Origin of the sequence: Paenibacillus lupini (genome assembly GCF_011761355.1) — a bacterium.
GTDB lineage: Bacteria > Bacillota > Bacilli > Paenibacillales > Paenibacillaceae > Pristimantibacillus > Pristimantibacillus lupini.
Window position 1 is genome coordinate 236,392 of record NZ_JAASRW010000008.1, and the last position, 18,439, is coordinate 254,830.

The following is an 18,439-nucleotide window of genomic DNA, read 5'->3' on the forward strand; positions in this document are numbered from 1 at the left end:
ACGGTTAAGGCGAATGATCGCCCGGGCTACAATGAACTATGACTATATTATCACATTCGAGACAAGTTAGCTTCTTGGAATCAGATGTACTATTTTCCGCGGTGATGCCGGGACGGAGGAATTGTTTGTATGTATTTTGCAGCTATTAGTATTGTGCGGGGTTTGCTGCTTCTCACCCTGCTGCTCGCTTGGATTGCCGGAAATAAGGCATCCGCTTTGCTTTACAGCGGAACCGAAGCGGAACTCAACCGAAGGGCACGGAAATTAATCACATGGGCTGTCTACTTATCACTGTGCAGCGCCGGAGTGGTAGCGGGGATCATTTTGCTTATAACAAATACCGATCCTGTCTTCTGGCGGGACCGTCTGCTCATCCCCCCTCTTCTAATCATCCCTATGCTAATGATCTGGCTGGCGGCTTATCCGAGACTTCGCCGAATTAGACAGGCAACCATGCGTAAGACGGACTCTCCACTTGATGTGCGGCTGTTAAGCCGTGCGTCACAGGCTGCACTTGTTGCCCCCTATCAATTTGTGGCGCTGGGCTCCCTGACCGGTATGTATTGGACCTTCACGACTACCGTTCCTTTCGAGATGCTTAACGGTACGATCCCACTAGTGGTGCTCATCGTAGCCGGCATGGCGCTGTGGTTATCTCATGTTAATCGTAGCAGCAGGGTTAGCCTTACCGGATCAATGCTGATGAACCGTCCCTGGATGAGGTTAATGCGACGTAGTGCCATTACGCTGGTGGTTCTTGCTCTTGGCAGTATCCCCTTCTATAGCGGTCTGCAGGCGAGCCGTCTGCCGGACACGATTGCTATGGCAGACGGACCGATGGATAACGGAACCGGCTCTACACTTGCGCATCATCATAGCGGTGCAATTGCCGCAACTGTATCCGCTGATGCTGAGACCACACAGGAGATTTCTGTCGACAGTCTGACAGGTCCGGCGGAAGGTACGCCAGATATCACTTATACGCTGACGGCTGAGAAGAAGACCGTCAAGCTTGCCTCAGGACGCACCGTAGAAGCGTGGACTTACAACGGCCAAATCCCTGGTCCAGAGCTGCGGATGCGCAAAGGTCAGCTTGTAGAGATTAAGCTGATTAACAAAGACATTACAGAAGGAGTAACCCTGCATTGGCATGGTCTTGATGTGCCCAATGCCGAGGATGGCGTAGCTGGGGCGACGCAAAACGCTGTAATGCCAGGAGAAACCTACACCTATCGGTTCGTTGCCGAGCAGGTCGGCTCGTTCTGGTATCATTCCCATCAAGATTCGAAGGAAGCTGTGCAGAAAGGCTTGTTTGGTTCACTAGTCGTAGAACCAGAGGGAGGCATGCCGCCGGAAACGAAGGATATTACGGTCATGACGCATATTTGGGAAGACCGCGGGGTCGCCATTGGCGATAACGACGGTATCCAGCACATCGAGATTAAACCGGGCACACCTGTACGACTTCGACTGACGAATACAGATGATTGGGTTCGGCAGTCGTATAAGCTGCTCGGAGCGAAGTTCCAAGTAGCCGCCATTGACGGAACAGATCTGCATGAACCAAGTGATCTAGAGAAGGTTAGCCTCGATCTTTTAACTGGCGGCCGGTATGATGTAACCTTCATCATGCCGGAGACACCTGTCACTTTAAGTGTTAATCAAGGCGGCAAGCTTGGCATCGTCATGAGTCCCGATGGAAAAGGAGATTTGCCAGAGCATGTGCCAAGCATGCCGGTGTTCGACCCGACGCACTATGGGACACCAGCTCCTACACCATTTGATGCTAACAGCCATTTTGACCGGGAATTCACGATGGTACTGGACAACCAGCTTGGCTTCTATAACGGCAAGCTTACCTTCAATTACACAATCAACGGCAAAGTATTCCCGAATACTCCCATGTTCATGGTAAGCGAAGGCGAACTAGTGAAGACAACCATCGTCAACCGCGGCGCCGTCGATCATCCGATGCACCTGCACGGGCATCATATGCTTGTCCTGTCTCGTAATGGCGAGACGGTAACGGGCAGCCCTTGGTGGACGGATACGCTTGATGTTGCACCAGGTGAAGTATATGAGGTTGCCTTTAAGGCCGACAATCCCGGACTATGGATGGACCACTGCCATAATCTCGCCCATGCGGCGGTCGGCATGACGATGCATTTGATGTACGAGGGCGTTACGTCACCGTATACGGTTGGCAGTGCCACGCATAATCATCCGGAATAAAAGAAAGACGCTTGGACTCTCTCAATAGAGAATCTAAGCGTCTTTTTGCTTTGATTATCAGCCGCCCAGAAGCTGAATAAAAGCCTCCAGCGGCTGGGACATCCATTTGCGGGGATGAACCATGTATTGCAGATCAAAACGGATGTCCGGGTGCGTAAATGGCAGCGCAACGAGTCTGCCCTGACTAAGTTCATCAGCAACGACCATTTGTGGGAGAAGCGCTAGCCCAAGACCGTTCATCACACACTGCTTCACGGCCTCCGGATTGCCAAGCTCGAATAAGGCCGTGAAGGTAATGCCGCCTTCCCTCAGCACCTTCTCGAACATCCCGCGGTACATGCAGCTTTCCTCTGACATAACCAATTCCGCACCATTCAAATCATCAAGCTCCATATGAGTCATATTGACGAATGGGTGACTATTCGGGGCAACCAGGATAAGCGGTTCTTCCCGGAGCGGCTCGCAGAGAAGTGCCGAATCGGCTTTTTTAGCATCAAGCAGCAGTCCAATATCATACTCTCCATCCTTTACTTTGCTCACGATATTGGACTCCTGATCCGGATGCAATTGGATGGTCAGCTCCGGGAAAAGCTGACGAAGCTGCTGCAAGTAAGGCGGTAGAAAATAGGCCGAGAGGGAGTCAATCGCACCAATAACAAGCGTGCCCCCTGCATAACCAGCCACTGTCTCTTTAGACTGGTCATATAACTCCAACATCTGAATCGCCAGCGCAAACAGCTTCTCACCAGGCGGAGTAAGGCGCATCTGCCTGCCATGCCGCTCCAGCAGTGGTGCGCCGTACTCTTTTTCCAGCTTCTGAATTTGAATCGTAAAACTGGACTGCGCATATCCAAGCTCCTCTGCAGCCCGTGTAATACTCCGCCTTCTCGCTACCTCGCAAAAGGTCTGCAAATAAGCCAGCTCCATACCAACACACCTCTATCAATGACAATTATTAATATTATTGATCGACCTCATGAAACATTATAGATAACTGTAATACCTGTGACATGCTAAAGTAAAGACAGAATTTCCATACAAGGAGGCGCTGTTTATGTTAAAGGAACAAGATTTGCAAGGCATTTATGTCCCAGTTGTAACGCCGTTTCAGGCAAATGGAGAATTGGATTTGGCTTCATTCGAGTTATATGTGGGGAAATTGCTTGGGGATAAAGTGAATGGCATTGTGGTCAATGGAACGACGGGTGAAGCACCCACCGTAACGGTCGAAGAATTGATTTCCTTAACAACCTCCGCGATTGCACTCGGCAAAACTAAGAACAGTCCGATAATCGTTGGAACCGGTACGAACGATACCACCTCCACGGTACGGCGGACAGCGCTCGCCGGCGAGCTTGGCGCCGATGCGGCGCTTGTCGTTGTCCCTTATTACAGTAAGCCTTCACAGGAAGGCATAATCGAGCACTATCGGCAGGCTGCAAGCACCGGCGTCCCCATCATCGCGTATGAGATTCCGTCCCGCACCGGTGTTCGGCTTACCCCAGACACAGTCCGGTCTATTCTTGAACTTGAAGGTGTCATCGGGATCAAGGACAGCTCCGGCGGCGTCGAGCTTATGCTTGAGCTGTCCCGCAGCGGCAGCCATAAGCCGGTCTTATGCGGTGAAGACGCGTATTTCCATACCATGCTGTGCTGCGGAGCAGCTGGCGGCATACTAGCTTCCGCGAATGTCCGCACATCGTCATTCGTACAAGTGTATGAGCAGCTCCGCCAGTGCCAGCTGGAAGCAAGCAGGCAATCCTTTCTCACACTCCTGCCGCTAATCCAGCTCTTGTTCGAAGAACCAAATCCCGCTCCCCTGAAATGGCTGCTGGCCGAGCAAGGCATCATTGCTGCAGATACAGTCCGGCTGCCGCTTACTCCCATCTCGGAAAATTTGCGGCAGCACCTTGCTTCCTGGCTGTAGCTATAGTCCCGCAGGTATCGCATCCCATAACGGAGAATGTGTGAAACCCTCCATCGCGCGGATTGTATAGTCAGGATGATTGGCCTGATAGACCAGGCTAGCTCCCCGGTCTATCGGCTTCACTTCCATAATGGCAATTTTTGTTCCCACCGCATGGTCAACACCGGCTGAAATAGCAGCTGCATGGCCACAGCGATCGGACAAATAGATGACTCTTACCCGAACATCCGCCACGCAAAATACACGCAGCATATCGGCTGAACGATCCGTACTTTGATTATCAACAAATATAAATTCATAACTAGCGGCGGTAGGCTTCATGATTTGCTTGAGGCGCTTATAAGCGCCGAATAGCGCTTCCTCGTCATTACAGACCGGAACGATAATCGAATAGGCAACCGGCAGACGCGTCATTTTCCCCATCCCCTCCGATACAAAGTATTGCACCATACTAGTAATATAATCTATACAGCTTAAATCTCCCTTAATTTAGTATAAGTAAACGCTTTACATTTATGCCAAATATAGAAGACAAGCTTACTAAAAATATAGCATCTCATAAGCGCGTTTTGCTATACTAACTGCAACGAATTTTACCTTGAACCTAAACGGAGGGATCACGATGTTCTATAACCGGCTTGGAGGAAGTGGACTTAAAGTGTCTGCACTTGGACTCGGCACGAATTCTTTTGGCTCACGCGCTGACGAAACCGCATCCACCCGCATTCTCCACCATGCGATCGACCGCGGGATTAACTTTATTGATACAGCCAATATTTATTCCGCAACTGCATCGGAATCCATTATTGGCGCTGCACTGGAAGGCAGACGGCATGAAGTTGTGCTCGCTACTAAAGCAGGCCTTGTAAGAGGCAATGGTCCAAATGCAAAAGGCTCCTCCCGCTATCACCTGATGCAGGAACTGGAAGGTAGCCTGACACGGCTGAAGACTGATTATGTCGATCTGTATCAAATTCATACGTTTGATCCCGAGACGCCGCTCGAGGAGACGCTGCGTGCGCTTGAGGACATGGTCCGCTCCGGCAAAGTGCGTTACATCGGAGCATCCAATTATGCAGCATGGGAGCTCATGAAAGCTCTAGGCATCAGCGACCACCTTGGGCTCAGCCGGTTTGTCTCGACACAGACAAGCTATTCGCTCGCCGACCGGACACCGGAGCGTGAGCTTGTCCCCGTCTGTCTCGACCAAGGAGTTGGGATTATCCCGTACTTCCCGCTTGCAGGCGGGATTCTGACAGGCAAATATCGTGCTGGTGAAGCAGCGCCTGCCGGCTCACGTGCGGAGACCAATCCGGGTTTCACCCGCTTTTTCGCAGAAAACAATCTTGCACTTGGCCGCCAAGTCAGCGAACGGGCAGATAAGATTGGCTGTTCCGCCAGCGTATTGTCACTTGCCTGGCTGATGAAGCAGCCTGCTGTCTCTACCGTCATTGTTGGCGCTACGAGTACAGAGCAGCTGGAGCATAACTTGGACAGCGTTACCTTGCCGCTTGATGCCGCAGTATTAGAGGAACTGGATACGTTAAGCCAATCCTTCCGCAATGGAGAACCGTTTGCCGTGTACCGGCTGACCTAACTCTATTTCCAACACCAATACTTGGAGGTGAGAAGCCTTTGAACCAAGTACTTAAATTATTAGGCTGGTTGTCCATCCTTGGAGGCATAATAGGAGCAGTTATTGCTGGGAATTCAGACGATCCTGTACTTGCCGCTCTGGACAATTACTATGACGGCTCGTTCCGGTGGAATGTTGCCATTACTTGGCTGGTTTCAGGAATTTCGGCAGGCGTCATTTTTCTAGCCATTAATAGAGCGCTCGAGCTTCTTGAGGCAATTGCCATTAACACCGCAGCTTCAAGAGAGACCATCGTTCATGCAGGAGATACGAAGGGCTCTTATCCTGAGACCGGCAGAGTGACGAAGTCTACTCTCGAATCACTGAGTAAATCTCATACTTTCAAAAATACGGATTAAATAATCAAAACGGCGTCCCACACTGAGTGGCACGCCGTTTTTTGGTGTTAATCGCAATCACGCCTGCTCCGGCAGGCCCTTCCGCATTCTTAAAATATCGATAAACAGCTCCGTCGCCTTCGTCTGCTGCTGATGGAGTCCAGTGAGCAGCGAGAAGTCGCGCTCAACCGGCCTGCCGCCAACTGTCAGCTTGGATATGGTGCCAAGCGCAATCTCTTTTCTCACCGCCCAATGCGAGAGCAGCGAGATACCAAGACCAGCCTCTACCGATTCTTTAATAATCTGCGTACTGCCAAATTCCATGCGGTTAGACGGCTGAATGCCTTGCTCCAAAAACATCCGTTCCGTCACCTCACGTGTACCCGATCCCTCTTCCCGGACAATCCATGTCTCCTGCTGTAAGCTGGCGGCATCAATATCATCAATCGCTCCAAAAGGATGCGAGGAAGCCGCGACGACATACATCTGATCCTTGGCAAAAGACTCCGCATGCAGCTTCTCATACTCATGCTCAAGCTCCCCTTCAACAATACCGATATCCAGCCGTCCTTCAGCAACCAGCGTACTGATTTCCTTCGTATTGCCAATTGTAATGGTTGGCTTAATAAGGGGGTAATGCTTCTGCAAATACGCAATCGTATGCGGCAGCACATATTCGCCAAACGTATAGCTCGCTCCGATGGACAACGAGCCGCTTGCTGTATGCATCAAATCATCAACAAGCCGGTGCATGCGCTTATACAGCCCTCCGATCTCCTTACCATGCTGATAAACGATCTCCCCCGCTTTATTCAGGCGGACATATTTATTGCTGCGATCCAGCAGCTTTGTGCCGATACTGCTCTCTAGTGCTTGAATGTGCTGACTCACCGCTGGCTGGGTCATATGAAGCACCTCCGCGGCACGAGTGAAATTATGCTTCTCCGCAACCGTCATAAAGACAAGCAAGGATTGATCCACTGCCTTTCACCTCAACTCAATCATAAGCTTTTCGTTATTATAATTATTATAACTATTTATTTTCCTTATTATAAGGAGTCAAGTAAGCTTAGCTCATCAGCAATCACAATAATCTTCGAGGTGATGACAAATGAGCACGCTAGTCCAATATATCCTCACTCCTAAAAATAAACGCCATACTCCAAAGCTCGAGTGGTTATGCGGCCTGATGTTCACCGTTGCCATCGCTTTCGCAGCCTATGAGCTGGCCCGGCTGCCTGGCCTTGATCATATCGGTCAGATGGCGATTGCTTTAGTCGGAACAGTCATTGCGCGCCAATTCTTCGGTTACCCGGAGCGATTTCGAGCGGGTATACAATTCGCTTCCAAACAACTGCTTCGTCTTGCGATAATATTATGTGGCCTTAAACTCAATTTCGGTACGTTACTCCATCAAGGGCCTATGCTTCTGCTGCAAGGAGCCGTAACGGTCGTGTTCGCCATCGGATGTACACTGCTGGTTGCCCGCAGACTAAAGGCCGATACCTCACTGTCCCTCCTGCTGGGGATTGGCACCGGCATTTGCGGGGCGGCGGCTATTGCCGCTGTTACCCCAATCTTGAAAGCAAAAGAAGAAGATACAGCCGCTGGAGCCGGGCTGATTGCCCTGATTGGCACGATAGCGGCCATCGGATATACCGTTCTCCTTCCTGTACTGCCCCTCACAGATGCCCAATACGGCGTATGGAGCGGCCTAACTCTGCATGAGATTGCACATGTTCCGCTTGCGGCAAGTGCTGCTGGTCCAGATGCCATAGAGACAGGTCTCTTGGCAAAGCTTAGCCGCGTGCTGTTATTGGTTCCTGTAAGCTTTATCCTGCTCTTGATCATGAAGCGCCGAGGCCACATCACCTCCGGAACACCCGTTGCCTTCCCTTGGTTCCTTATCGGGTTTGTCCTAATGAGTGTATTCGGAAGCGTGACACCTGGCACAGCATTAGAGATACCAAACCATGTGATGGCGATACTACAACAGGCTCCGGCCTTCCTGCTTGCGATGGCGATGGTAGGCCTTGGCCTTCACGTAGATCTCCGCACCTTGTTCACCAAAGCTCTGAGACCACTGGCCGCAATGGCTATCACAACGGTTCTGCTATCTGCCTTAACAATGCTTCTTATCCAGTATGTCTACTAAGTTATCCTTGCAGCGCTTTGCGTACGCTTAATATATATTTGGATTGGTCGAGCGGATTCACTCCGCGCCGCGTACGTTCTGCCGTTACATCCGGCGGACATTCTTCATAACCGGCGAAAAAGGTAGCGATCGTTCCCCGTCCCTTTGTCAGAGAATTCAGCTCTATCGGGTATTCAAGCGAAGTAGCTGCAGGCACACGTCCTTCAATAATCAGTCGGTCGCCCTGAAGCGTTGGCGCATCAAATGTACCGCGCATCAAGACAAGATCATTCATGACGCGCCCGCCGTTCTCCTCCGGTACAACAATCCGGAACTGCAGCACCGGTTCCAGCAGCTTCGTCCCCACCGAATCAAGTCCATTCATAATCCCCATTGGCGTGGCCACGGCAAAATCCAGCGGATGCGTATGCCATACATGATGCTGGCCTTCGATCAGCGTTACCTTCAGATCAACGACCTCCCAGCCCCTCAGCCCCTGCTGCAACGCTTCTGGCACACGTCTAGCTACCTCGTTCTGATATTGCGGGAGCAGTTCCTCTGAACGAACGAATGCTTCATATTGCAAGCCGCTTCCACGTTCCCCAGGCTCAATACGGAACCGTAATATCGCCCAGCAAGGCTTCGGCATTAAGTACGCAACATAACCTTCCCCCGGCTGGCTAGGCGTCTCTTTATAAATAACAGACGGTTGTCCGAATTGAACCTGCAGACCATACCGGTTCTCCATCACACTCGTCAGAATCTCAAGCTGAATCGGACCCATCACCTTCACATGCAGCTCCCGCTCCTCCTGAAGCCACTGTACATCCAGCAGTGGATCCTCATCGGACAGCTCTTGAAGAGCTCGAACCATAGCCGGGTATTGCTGCTGATCCGCCCAATGGGCCTGCACAGTAAGCAGCGGCACAGCAAGCCGCACTTCCTCCGGCACAGCATCAGGAACACCGATAATATCGCCGATCCGTACATGCGACATCCCGCATACAGCGGCAATATCGCCCGCTTCCAGCACGCCAAGATCCTCCGAGCGGCTGCCTTCGACCTTGCGGATTTGTGTAACCTTTTCTTCCATATTCTGCGTATAGTTCCTTATGACGTCACGGTTGCGCATCGTTCCTTCGTACAACCGGACATATGCCATCCTGCCCATCGACTTATCCCGCTCGATTTTAAATACAATGCCTGACAACGGCGCACTTGCTTCACCACCAGGCTCAGGCAAGTAATCGATGATGGCGTCCATCAGCTCGGTTACTCCAATCCCCTTACCCGAAGCGCCATATAACACGGGAAAAAGCTCCGCACGCTTCGTCATGTCAGCAGCATGGTTCTTCCAATCTTCCGTTTCACCGCTGATATAACGCTGGAGCAGCTCTTCATCACGTTCCGCAACCACTTCTACTAAAGCGGTTGAGGCTGCTTCATCAGCTTCCTGTCCCCATAAATCCACAGAGCCCATGAATTGCTGCTCGTTACCAAGCGGCTGTTGTACCTCTATAAGATCCGGCGACAGATAGCTGCGAACATCACGCAGCACCAACTCACGGTCGGCCCCGATCCGGTCCATTTTATTGATATAAATAATCGTTGGAATACGGAGCTTGTGCAGTGCGCTCCAGATCATCTCTGTCTGTGCCTGCACGCCTTCAACCGCTGAAATAATAAGCACGGCACCATCCATAACACGCAGCGAACGCTCTACCTCTGACAAGAAATCGACATGCCCAGGCGTATCTACCAGATTAATATCCGTATCCTGCCATACAAAAGACGTCGTTGCCGCACGTACAGAAATACCGCGCTCCCTCTCGACATCCAGCCAATCCGTAAGCGTCGTCCCTGCATCTACACTGCCCAGCGCACGTGTTCTACCACTCGCAAACAGCATATGCTCCGTTGTTGTTGTTTTCCCCGCATCCACATGCGCGAAGATACCTACATTACGCCGTTTGGCGCCGCTCTTGCCCGTCATCGGTTTTGATTCTCCTATTCTTGCTGCCGCTGCCCGGCAGCCTGTTCTTACGACTAGCGTAAACCTGCCTGAGGAAAGCGTCAATCCTAACAAAAAACAGCCCATGCAAAAAGGATGACTCCTGATCATGTCAGGAATCATCCTATTGCCTAGTCTTTATTTACTTGCTGGAATTAGAATCTTTTGACCGACATAAATCCGATTCGGATTTTTCAGCTTGTTATATTTCGCAAGCTTCTGCCAAGTCGTACCGTATTTGTTCGCGATCGCCCATAGTGTATCGCCCTTCTTCACGATGTAGGCAATATCTGCTGGAGCCTCCGGCTTAGGTTCCGGCTTAGGATCTGGCTTCACCGGTGGTCTTGGATCTGGCTTCGCTGGCGGTTCCGGTTCGGTCGTCGCTGGTGCGGCAAAGTTCAGTTTAAACTCTGCATAACCATCTGCCGTAGCCCCTACATAAGCAAGCGACTTGACGGCTTCCGCTGCACTCTTCGCGTCTGGCGATGTCTTGTAGGATACATTCACCTTATCGTTGATTGGCGCAAGCGACCAGTTGCCATCGGCTGCAGGGTCGATCGTCTTGAACGAACGAATGTAGTCGATGATGACCTGGCGGTTCTCATCCGGGGAAGCCAGTATGATTCGTTTGCCGTCCGGATTCGCAAATTTGCTTGATGATGCACGATAGTTGTTCGATGCCACAACAAACTTTTGAGCTGGATCAATTGGTTTCCCTGCAAATTTCAGATTTACGATCCGGCTGGAGCCCGCATTCAGCACATCACCGGTACCTGTGTATTTGGCAGGCTTCGATACATCAATTTGATACGTTACGCCATCGATAACGTCAAAGTTATACGTTGGGAAGTCATAGTTGATCAGTTCCTGTTTCTCCGTGCCTGCCGGGTCAATTGTGTTAAATTGTCCTGCCGACCACTCCAGCCATTCCTTCAGCTCTGCACCCGTTACGAGCACGGCATTAACCGTATTCGAATACAGGTAAAGGTCGGCTACGTTCTTAATGGCAATGCTGCCTGTAGGAATGTTTGTGTAGTAGCCCGGACCTTGACGTCCGCCAGCCTTGAATGGTGCACCTGCCGACAAGACCGGAATGCCTTCAAATTCGGTGCCTTGCAGCTTCTGCTCCACATACCATTTCTGTGCATTCGTCACAATCTGAATAGATGGATCATCCTGCACCAGCGCGAAGAAGCTGTTGATTGGTGCTGTTGTTGTCCCTACCGGACCTCTCACATAATCAAGCGTATGCTGATGATCTTCCGCTACCGCATCCAGTACTTCTTGATCTGCATCCACAAGCGGCTTTTTATTCACGGTGTCATAGATTGGCTTTATAGCCGTCTTCGAATTCGCCACGGACCATTTGCCATCAGTCAACTGCAGGGTCAGATCAATAATCCCGAGGTTATTGCCCCAGAAGCCTGGCTCCACTGCTGGCACTCCGTTAATAGTACCCTTCTCCAGATCAACGCCTGACTTACCCGCGAATGATTTGTCCGGGAATATCTTATGGGCATGTCCGAACAGGATGGCATTAATATCTTTCACTTTGCTCAAATAGAGCACCGAGTTCTCCATCAGCCCCGTCTGAGCAATATCCTCAAAGCCGGAATGCGGGATAGCGACAATAATGTCGGCTCCTTTTGCCTTCATCTCCGGCACATATTTCTCGGCCGTCTTCACGATATCTTTTGTAATAACCTTACCTTCAAGCTTCGCTTTGTCCCACTGCAGGATCTGCGGCGGTACGAAGCCAATTACTCCTACCTTCAGCTTATGGACCGCGCCGCTTTCGTCCTTCACTTCTTTGTCGAGAATAAGATAAGGAGTAAATAAGTTCTTATCGTTCGTTTCATCTTTATCACCGTCATCGACATACACATTGGCATTTACATAAGGGAAATCAGCACCGGCGAGCGAGTTTTTCAAAAAATCGAGTCCATAGTTAAACTCATGGTTCCCGATATTGCCCGCATCATAATCCAGCAGATTAAGCGCCTTATAGACCGGATGGGTCTCCCCTTGCTTCAGCGGATCTACCGTCGCAACATAGTCACCCAGTGGATTGCCTTGAATCAAGTCACCATTGTCGAATAAGAGGCTGTTCGCCGCCTCTTCCCGCGCCTGCTTGATCAGCGTTGCTGTCTTGGCAAAACCGTACTCATCCGTAGGCTTGTCCGCAAAATAATCATAGTTGACGATGTTCACATGCAGGTCTGTCGTCTCCAATATCCGAAGCTGCACCGTTGCCCCGTCTCCTGCGGCAGACGCAATCGCAGAAAAAGGCATAACGGTTAATCCAGCCGTAACCACTGTTGCAAGTGTCCGTTTCCATGTTTTCTTTCTTAATTTCAACAAACAAAATCCTCCCTCTCTATCCCTATTTGTCGATACTCACCTTACATAGTTATGTAACGATTGGAAGAAGGCGGCATCATTTTCCTCATTTTAGGGGAAGAATTCTGAATTGTCACGCAATAGTTTTGTAAATTTATTACTGATTATGTAAGGTTTTCTTTCGTTCAGAGAAGGTGTTGAACAGATGTAAAATAAAACACGAAAAAAGGGATTTCCGCATGGGCAGTGTGAACCGTCCAGACGAACATCCCCTTATTCACTCTTATTGTTCCGTCAAAATGATCGGGCCATTCGCTGTAATCGCAATGGTATGCTCATACTGCGCAGACAGCTTGCCGTCTCTCGTGCGTGCAGTCCAGCCGTCCGAATCAATCTTCATTTGGTAGGTACCTACATTGAGCATAGGCTCGATGGTGAAGACCATACCTTCCTTGATACGCGGGCCTTTGCTTGGCGGGCCGTAATGCGGCACCTGCGGATCCTCATGCATCTCCTGGCCAATACCATGGCCGATAAAGTCACGAACAACCGAGAAGCCTTCCGCTTCGGCATAAGCCTGAATCGCATGGGATACATCGCCGATTCGGTTACCGGCAACCGCTTGCTCAATACCCTTGTACATGGATTCTTTCGTTACCCGCAGCAGACGATCCGCTTCTTCCGAGACATTACCAACGGCATAGGACCATGCGGAATCCGCAAGCCAGCCGTTTAAGTTAACGACCATATCAATCGTTACGATGTCCCCGTCTTTCAGCTTCTCTTTCTTCGGAAATCCGTGGCAGATTACATCGTTTATCGATGCACAGGTTGCGAATTGATACCCTTTATAGCCTTTTTGCTCAGGTGTTGCTCCATATTGCTTCATAAGCTTCTCAGCAAATTGATCAATTTCATGGGTCGTAATGCCAGGTGCAATCAGCTTGGCAATTTGTCTATGGATTTCGGCTAAAATTTTGCCGGCTTCATGCATGCGGTTAATTTCCGCCTCAGTTTTAATTATAATCATGTATGCTTCTCCCTCTTATGGTTGTAATAATGAGCATACCAAAGCGACAAGCTTACATGCAAATACTATCTCTTCCTGCTATAACGTATAAATCCCTTAAAATAAAATAATCCCCTTCGCATGCGAAGGGGATTACTTGGTTAAACGTTTATTTGTAAAATGACCGTAATCATTGTTCTTCTGCTTCGTCAGAGGATGCTTCTTCAGCATCAACCTCTTCTTCATCAGAAACAGCAGCCTCTTCCTCAGCTACCGCCGCTTCTTCTTCAGCCGCCTCAACTGCTTCTTCTTCAGCAGCTGCTACAACTTCTTCAGCAATTTCTTCAGCAGCTTCTTCTGCTGCTGCCACTTCTTCTACGGATTCTTCCGCAGCTTGAACTACCTCTTCTTCTTGGCTCATCTTGCTCACCTCCTATTAACTTATATCCTAATTGTAGCGCTTTCATAGAACTTAACAAGAGGTGTAAAATGTCGGAAATAGAGAGATTATGACTAAAACGACTTATTTTTTACAACACTGGACTTTAGTCGGGTTCCAGTTGTGACCTATAGAATGAGGACTTCTCAAAATTGCCATGATATGCTGTACCTAAAGGAGATGAGCGCAATGAATAAAAGGTCCATTTTTGGTCCTGTTTTAATTCTACTTGGTGCATACTTACTGTTGAATAAAGGAACTACCTTCGGTCCAGGCAACCTATTTGGGTACTTCTGGCCAAGCTTATTTATTATCCCTTTAGGATTATTTTTCCACTGGCTGTATTTTTCTGTAACGGGTCGAAAAGGTATTGGTGTCCTGATCCCCGGCGGTATCCTGCTGGTTGCAGGCATAACTTCTCAGATCGCCATGTTGTTTGATAACTGGGTGTACATGTGGCCAGGTTATATTATCGCGGTGGCAGCTGGTCTATTCGAGTTCTATTGGTTCGGCAATCGGAACAAATGGCTCCTAATTCCAATTAATATTCTTGTTGTCCTCGGTCTGCTTTTCTTCGCCGTATTCTCGCTTGGTTCGTTCCTCAATCATGTGGAAACGTTCCGTCCATTCCTTGCAATTGCATTGATCATTCTTGGTGGTGCAGCACTGGTCATTCGCCGCAGAGAGCACTAAATAAGCAATAAAGGAGCAGCTTCATGGCGAAGCCTGCTCCTTTGTTCTACCTGCCTTCCGGCAGCAGTGTATTGCCATCTGAACTATAGCGATACCGCTCGATTCGATCAGCTGTCCATCCCGCTTCAATTTCGTGAATTCGATGCGGTCCCCTTCCATTCTGTATGCATAATCCACTAACGAGCACTACCGGCCTGCCGAATAACTGTTCATTGCTTACCGTCATTTCCTTCATATAGGAAACATCGCCAATTGGCCCGATTTCGACCATTTAAGCGTCAACAAGCTGGCCCAAATACACTTCTGAAGATTGACTATTTTTGGAATAGACAAACAGCTGTTGGTCGAGCTTTCTTTGCGCGATAACGAATACCATATATACGCTCGCATCACATACTCTTCCATTCTTTTGAGTATTTAAGATAATGTCGATTCATTCGACACAATCCGCTATGTTCCTGCTTACCTAACTGCGATATACTAGATTCCGTATTAAAAAAACTACTATAGCTGAGCAAAACTCTCAGGAGGAATACCGTTTTGTCTATCAAGACCAAGCTTGCATGGTTCATATCAATGACCGTTATTGTCATTTTAAGTTTAAATCTATCGATTTATTACTTCACGACCTCATCTCAGCTCAAGAAGGATGCTGAGCAGCAAATGATCGGCATTGCTAAGCAGATTGGCGAGACACTAGATTCCGCGCAGAAATCGAAGCAGCTTATTGAAGATTCCCTTGGAGATAAAATCCGAATTGCAGCTATAGAAGCACAAGCGAAGCTTGATCCCGATATTAATAAAATAAGTGCAGAACAGCTCGTACAATTGAGCCAGGAGCTTGGCGTTGATCACATCACGTTATGGGCGAAGGCGGGTAATGACATTACCGTACAGAAGTCATCCAATCCCAAAGTTATTGGAGCAAGCTCGAAAGCGCTGGGATACTGGTATACCGCTTTTAGTCAGCTGTTTGATTTACGCCAGGTCATCATCCCTCAAGGTCAGAAGCTGAATCATTTCTGGTCACCTCCAATAACGATCATCCCGTCCGATCTTAATGATGTGAACAAGCTTGGCTTCTATTACGATGACAAGAGCAACTATATTATTAATCCGATTGTTCATGCTGGTGCTTTCTTTGATCTCGAGAACTTGAAGAGCAGCGATGCTATTGCGCAGCAAATTATCGAAGATGATCCGTCTATTCTGGAGCTCTCCGGTTTTGATCCTGCCTTTTATCATGACCCTCAGGTTATTGCCTTAAATGAAACGATTCCTCCGTTTAAACTAGATGACCAAAGCATCATATTCGGGTATTACAACTATGTAGACGAGCATGATTACACGAATCTCATGAAGGCTGATCAGACCGGAGAGATTATCACCATCAAGTCAAAGATTCATGATCATAAGGTAATGAAAAGCTTTATCCCGATGTCCGGCGCCAGCAAGTCCATTATCGTCGTAAACTTTGATTATGACGCTATAAGTAAGCCGCTGTTCCATCAGCTTCTGATCCAGGCATTAATCTCACTTGGGTTAATCATTGTAACCCTTGCGGCCAGCTCATTTGTTGCAGGATTTATGATACGAACGCTGCAGCTCATTCTCAACCGGGTGAATGACATTTCACGGGGTAATTTCGGGGAACAGATTCTGATTGAAAGCAATAATGAATTTGGCAAACTCGCTTCGCAGGTCAATGCAATGAGTCATAATTTGCATAACTATCAGACGCAGCTCACTGCAACAGCCAAGGAGCTCCGCCATACGAAGCAATATCTGGAATCGTTCGTCAATAACACCTCTGATGCCATTCATGTGGTGGACCTTGAAGGCAGAACCATAGATAGCAATAAAGCTTTCGAGTCTATGTTCGGTTGGACGCAAGAGGAGGCCTTTGGTCAAAAACTGAAGATGTTCACACCAGAGCTTCTACTGGATCTGATAGAAAAAGGCAACATGATCTTGAATGGGGGACAAGTTACAGATTACGAAATCGTACTGTATGATAAATGTTTCTTACCTGTTGAAGTCAGTATAACGTTGTCAGGTATCCGTGATGAACAAGGCCAAATCATTGCCTATGCATCCATTATCCGTGATATTGCCGAGCGCAAACGGACCGAAGAATATTTGCGACGTTCCGAGAAGCTGTCGGTTGTCGGGCAGCTTGCAGCGGGCGTAGCCCACGAGGTTCGCAACCCGCTTACTACACTGCGCGGCTTCGTTCAGCTGCTTCAGAAGGACGGCAAGCTGGACAAGTCTTACTTGAATATTATGCTCTCTGAGCTTGACCGCATTAACCTGATTGTCAGTGAGTTTCTCGTCTTTGCAAAGCCGCAGGCCGATCGTTATAAGGAAGTTGATCTGTACACGATTATGAATGAGATCGTCGTACTGCTCGATTCGGAAGCGAATATTCACAACATTCAAATGAAGACCTGCCTGGAACCTGGCGTTCCTCCGCTGAGATGCGAATCCAATCAGCTTAAGCAGGTGCTCGTCAATGTGATGAAGAACGGTATGGAAGCGATGCCTGACGGAGGAGAATTATCCCTCGAGCTGGTCCGTGAAACGGAAAATATGATCCTCATTCGGATAACCGATCAAGGAATTGGGATTCCTGAGGATGATCTGGCCCGTCTCGGCGAGCCTTTCTTCACAAGAAAAGCCGAGGGCAATGGCCTCGGCTTGATGATTAGTCAACAAATTATTCAGCATCATAAAGGAAACATTCAGTACAGCAGTAAGCTTGGCTCAGGGACTTGTGTTGAAATTCGTATCCCGCTTCATTAGCCTTCTTCAGGAGGAGACAGCATAATTCTGCCGTTCTCGATCTCCACCCTCGCTTTACGATGATCCTTAAATCCGGCCGCTTCCAAATAGCCTGCAGGCACTTGGAGACGGCCTGCTTTGTCTAATACCGCATATTCTACATGGGATTCCTTCTCGCTCTCGCCTTCCGTCAGCTCTGCCAGCTCCTCCAGATAGGATTTGCGGCGCAGCATCTCGGAAGAGATCTTGCCATCCCGAATAGATACGACTCGATCAACCTTGCGGGCGAGTTCCGGGTCATGCGTTACGATTACGACCGTAAGGCCAAGCTCCCGGTTCAGCTTACGGAACAACTCCAATATTTGAGCGGCCATCTTCGTATCAACCGAACCGGTTGGTTCGTCGGCAAGCAGTAAGCGTGGATGATTAGCCAGTGCAATAGCAATAGCTACCCGCTGCTGCTCTCCTCCGGACAGCTGCTGCAGCTTATGATGAGCGCGGTGGGAGAGACCCACCGCCTCCAGCAGTTCCCGTGCCCGCTGCTGCTTGCGGCGGCCGTTCAGCAGAATCGGCAGCTCCACATTTTGCTGAGCCGTAAGATAAGGAATTAGGTTCCGGGCGTTATTTTGCCAGACGAATCCTACACTCTCCCTTTTGTACCTGACAAAGTCCTTTTCCTTAAACTTCATCAGATCCTTGCCATCCACATACAGGCTGCCTGCTGTCGGGCGGTCGAGCCCGCCCAGCATATTAAGCAGGGTGGATTTACCGCTGCCGCTGTTGCCGATAATCGCCATCAGCTCACCAGCCTCCACATGGAGGTCAAGCCCTTGCAGCGCGAATACTTCCAGCTCGTTTGCCTTGTAGATTTTGACCAATCCTTCGCATTGTATCAACGG

16 protein-coding genes are annotated in these 18,439 nt (G+C 49.3%); 7 read left to right on the forward strand and 9 right to left on the reverse strand.

Annotated elements, in window-relative coordinates; all coding sequences use genetic code 11:
• The first annotated feature begins 129 nt into the window (after positions 1 to 129).
• The gene (locus FHS17_RS24500) at positions 130 to 2,232 is read left to right on the forward strand and encodes a multicopper oxidase family protein (protein WP_167281083.1); all 2,103 of its coding nucleotides are present in this window, start codon (positions 130 to 132) and stop codon (positions 2,230 to 2,232) included.
• Positions 2,233 to 2,289: 57 nt separating this feature from the next.
• On the opposite strand, the gene FHS17_RS24505 is transcribed toward FHS17_RS24500, so the two are convergent.
• Complete coding sequence (locus FHS17_RS24505; RefSeq protein ID WP_167281084.1) at positions 2,290 to 3,159, reverse strand: LysR family transcriptional regulator; 870 nt, start codon at positions 3,157 to 3,159, stop codon at positions 2,290 to 2,292.
• Positions 3,160 to 3,286: 127 nt separating this feature from the next.
• On the opposite strand from FHS17_RS24505, the gene dapA reads away from it, so the two are divergent.
• Entirely contained in the window at positions 3,287 to 4,159 is an 873-nt protein-coding gene (gene dapA / locus FHS17_RS24510; protein WP_167281085.1) for a 4-hydroxy-tetrahydrodipicolinate synthase, read from the forward strand.
• On the opposite strand, the gene FHS17_RS24515 is transcribed toward dapA, so the two are convergent.
• A complete protein-coding gene (locus FHS17_RS24515; protein WP_167281086.1) occupies positions 4,160 to 4,582 on the reverse strand; it encodes a glycosyltransferase in 423 nt (140 codons plus the stop codon).
• A 199-nt stretch (positions 4,583 to 4,781) separates the two neighbouring features.
• Between FHS17_RS24515 and FHS17_RS24520 the strand changes: the two genes are divergently transcribed.
• Together FHS17_RS24520 and FHS17_RS24525 are read left to right on the forward strand one after the other, a co-directional pair.
• A complete protein-coding gene (locus tag FHS17_RS24520; protein WP_167281087.1) occupies positions 4,782 to 5,756 on the forward strand; it encodes an aldo/keto reductase in 975 nt (324 codons plus the stop codon).
• 38 nt (positions 5,757 to 5,794) lie between these two features.
• Positions 5,795 to 6,154, forward strand: a complete 360-nt coding sequence (locus FHS17_RS24525; RefSeq protein WP_167281088.1) for a hypothetical protein — start codon at positions 5,795 to 5,797, stop codon at positions 6,152 to 6,154.
• Positions 6,155 to 6,211: 57 nt separating this feature from the next.
• On the opposite strand, the gene FHS17_RS24530 is transcribed toward FHS17_RS24525, so the two are convergent.
• A complete protein-coding gene (locus FHS17_RS24530) occupies positions 6,212 to 7,114 on the reverse strand; it encodes a LysR substrate-binding domain-containing protein (RefSeq protein WP_167281089.1) in 903 nt (300 codons plus the stop codon).
• A 130-nt stretch (positions 7,115 to 7,244) separates the two neighbouring features.
• Here FHS17_RS24530 and FHS17_RS24535 point away from each other — a divergent pair, with 130 nt between their 5' ends.
• Positions 7,245 to 8,288, forward strand: a complete 1,044-nt coding sequence (locus tag FHS17_RS24535; RefSeq protein WP_167281090.1) for a YeiH family protein — start codon at positions 7,245 to 7,247, stop codon at positions 8,286 to 8,288.
• 1 nt (position 8,289) lies between these two features.
• Here the strand turns inward: FHS17_RS24535 and FHS17_RS24540 are convergent, their stop codons facing one another.
• The 4 genes from FHS17_RS24540 to FHS17_RS24555 form a co-directional block, all read right to left on the reverse strand.
• Positions 8,290 to 10,260, reverse strand: coding sequence for a GTP-binding protein (locus FHS17_RS24540; protein WP_167281091.1), 1,971 nt, complete (start codon positions 10,258 to 10,260; stop codon positions 8,290 to 8,292).
• A gap of 156 nt (positions 10,261 to 10,416) precedes the next feature.
• Positions 10,417 to 12,636, reverse strand: a complete 2,220-nt coding sequence (locus tag FHS17_RS24545; RefSeq protein ID WP_415639877.1) for a bifunctional 2',3'-cyclic-nucleotide 2'-phosphodiesterase/3'-nucleotidase — start codon at positions 12,634 to 12,636, stop codon at positions 10,417 to 10,419.
• 265 nt (positions 12,637 to 12,901) lie between these two features.
• Positions 12,902 to 13,648, reverse strand: coding sequence for a type I methionyl aminopeptidase (gene map / locus FHS17_RS24550; protein WP_167281092.1), 747 nt, complete (start codon positions 13,646 to 13,648; stop codon positions 12,902 to 12,904).
• Positions 13,649 to 13,817: 169 nt separating this feature from the next.
• Positions 13,818 to 14,048 (reverse strand): hypothetical protein, encoded by a 231-nt coding sequence (locus FHS17_RS24555; RefSeq protein ID WP_167281093.1) that lies wholly within the window; start codon positions 14,046 to 14,048, stop codon positions 13,818 to 13,820.
• A 207-nt stretch (positions 14,049 to 14,255) separates the two neighbouring features.
• On the opposite strand from FHS17_RS24555, the gene FHS17_RS24560 reads away from it, so the two are divergent.
• Entirely contained in the window at positions 14,256 to 14,759 is a 504-nt protein-coding gene (locus tag FHS17_RS24560) for a hypothetical protein (RefSeq protein WP_167281094.1), read from the forward strand.
• A 46-nt stretch (positions 14,760 to 14,805) separates the two neighbouring features.
• Here FHS17_RS24560 and FHS17_RS24565 read toward each other — a convergent pair whose 3' ends face one another.
• The gene (locus tag FHS17_RS24565; RefSeq protein WP_167281095.1) at positions 14,806 to 15,030 is read right to left on the reverse strand and encodes a hypothetical protein; all 225 of its coding nucleotides are present in this window, start codon (positions 15,028 to 15,030) and stop codon (positions 14,806 to 14,808) included.
• Between the two features lie 269 nt (positions 15,031 to 15,299).
• Here FHS17_RS24565 and FHS17_RS24570 point away from each other — a divergent pair, with 269 nt between their 5' ends.
• Entirely contained in the window at positions 15,300 to 17,561 is a 2,262-nt protein-coding gene (locus tag FHS17_RS24570; protein ID WP_167281096.1) for an ATP-binding protein, read from the forward strand.
• Here the strand turns inward: FHS17_RS24570 and FHS17_RS24575 are convergent.
• The gene (locus FHS17_RS24575) at positions 17,558 to 18,436 is read right to left on the reverse strand and encodes an ABC transporter ATP-binding protein (RefSeq protein ID WP_167281097.1); all 879 of its coding nucleotides are present in this window, start codon (positions 18,434 to 18,436) and stop codon (positions 17,558 to 17,560) included. The two genes, FHS17_RS24570 and FHS17_RS24575, sit on opposite strands and share 4 nt — an antisense overlap.
• Between the last annotated feature and the right edge of the window lie 3 nt (positions 18,437 to 18,439).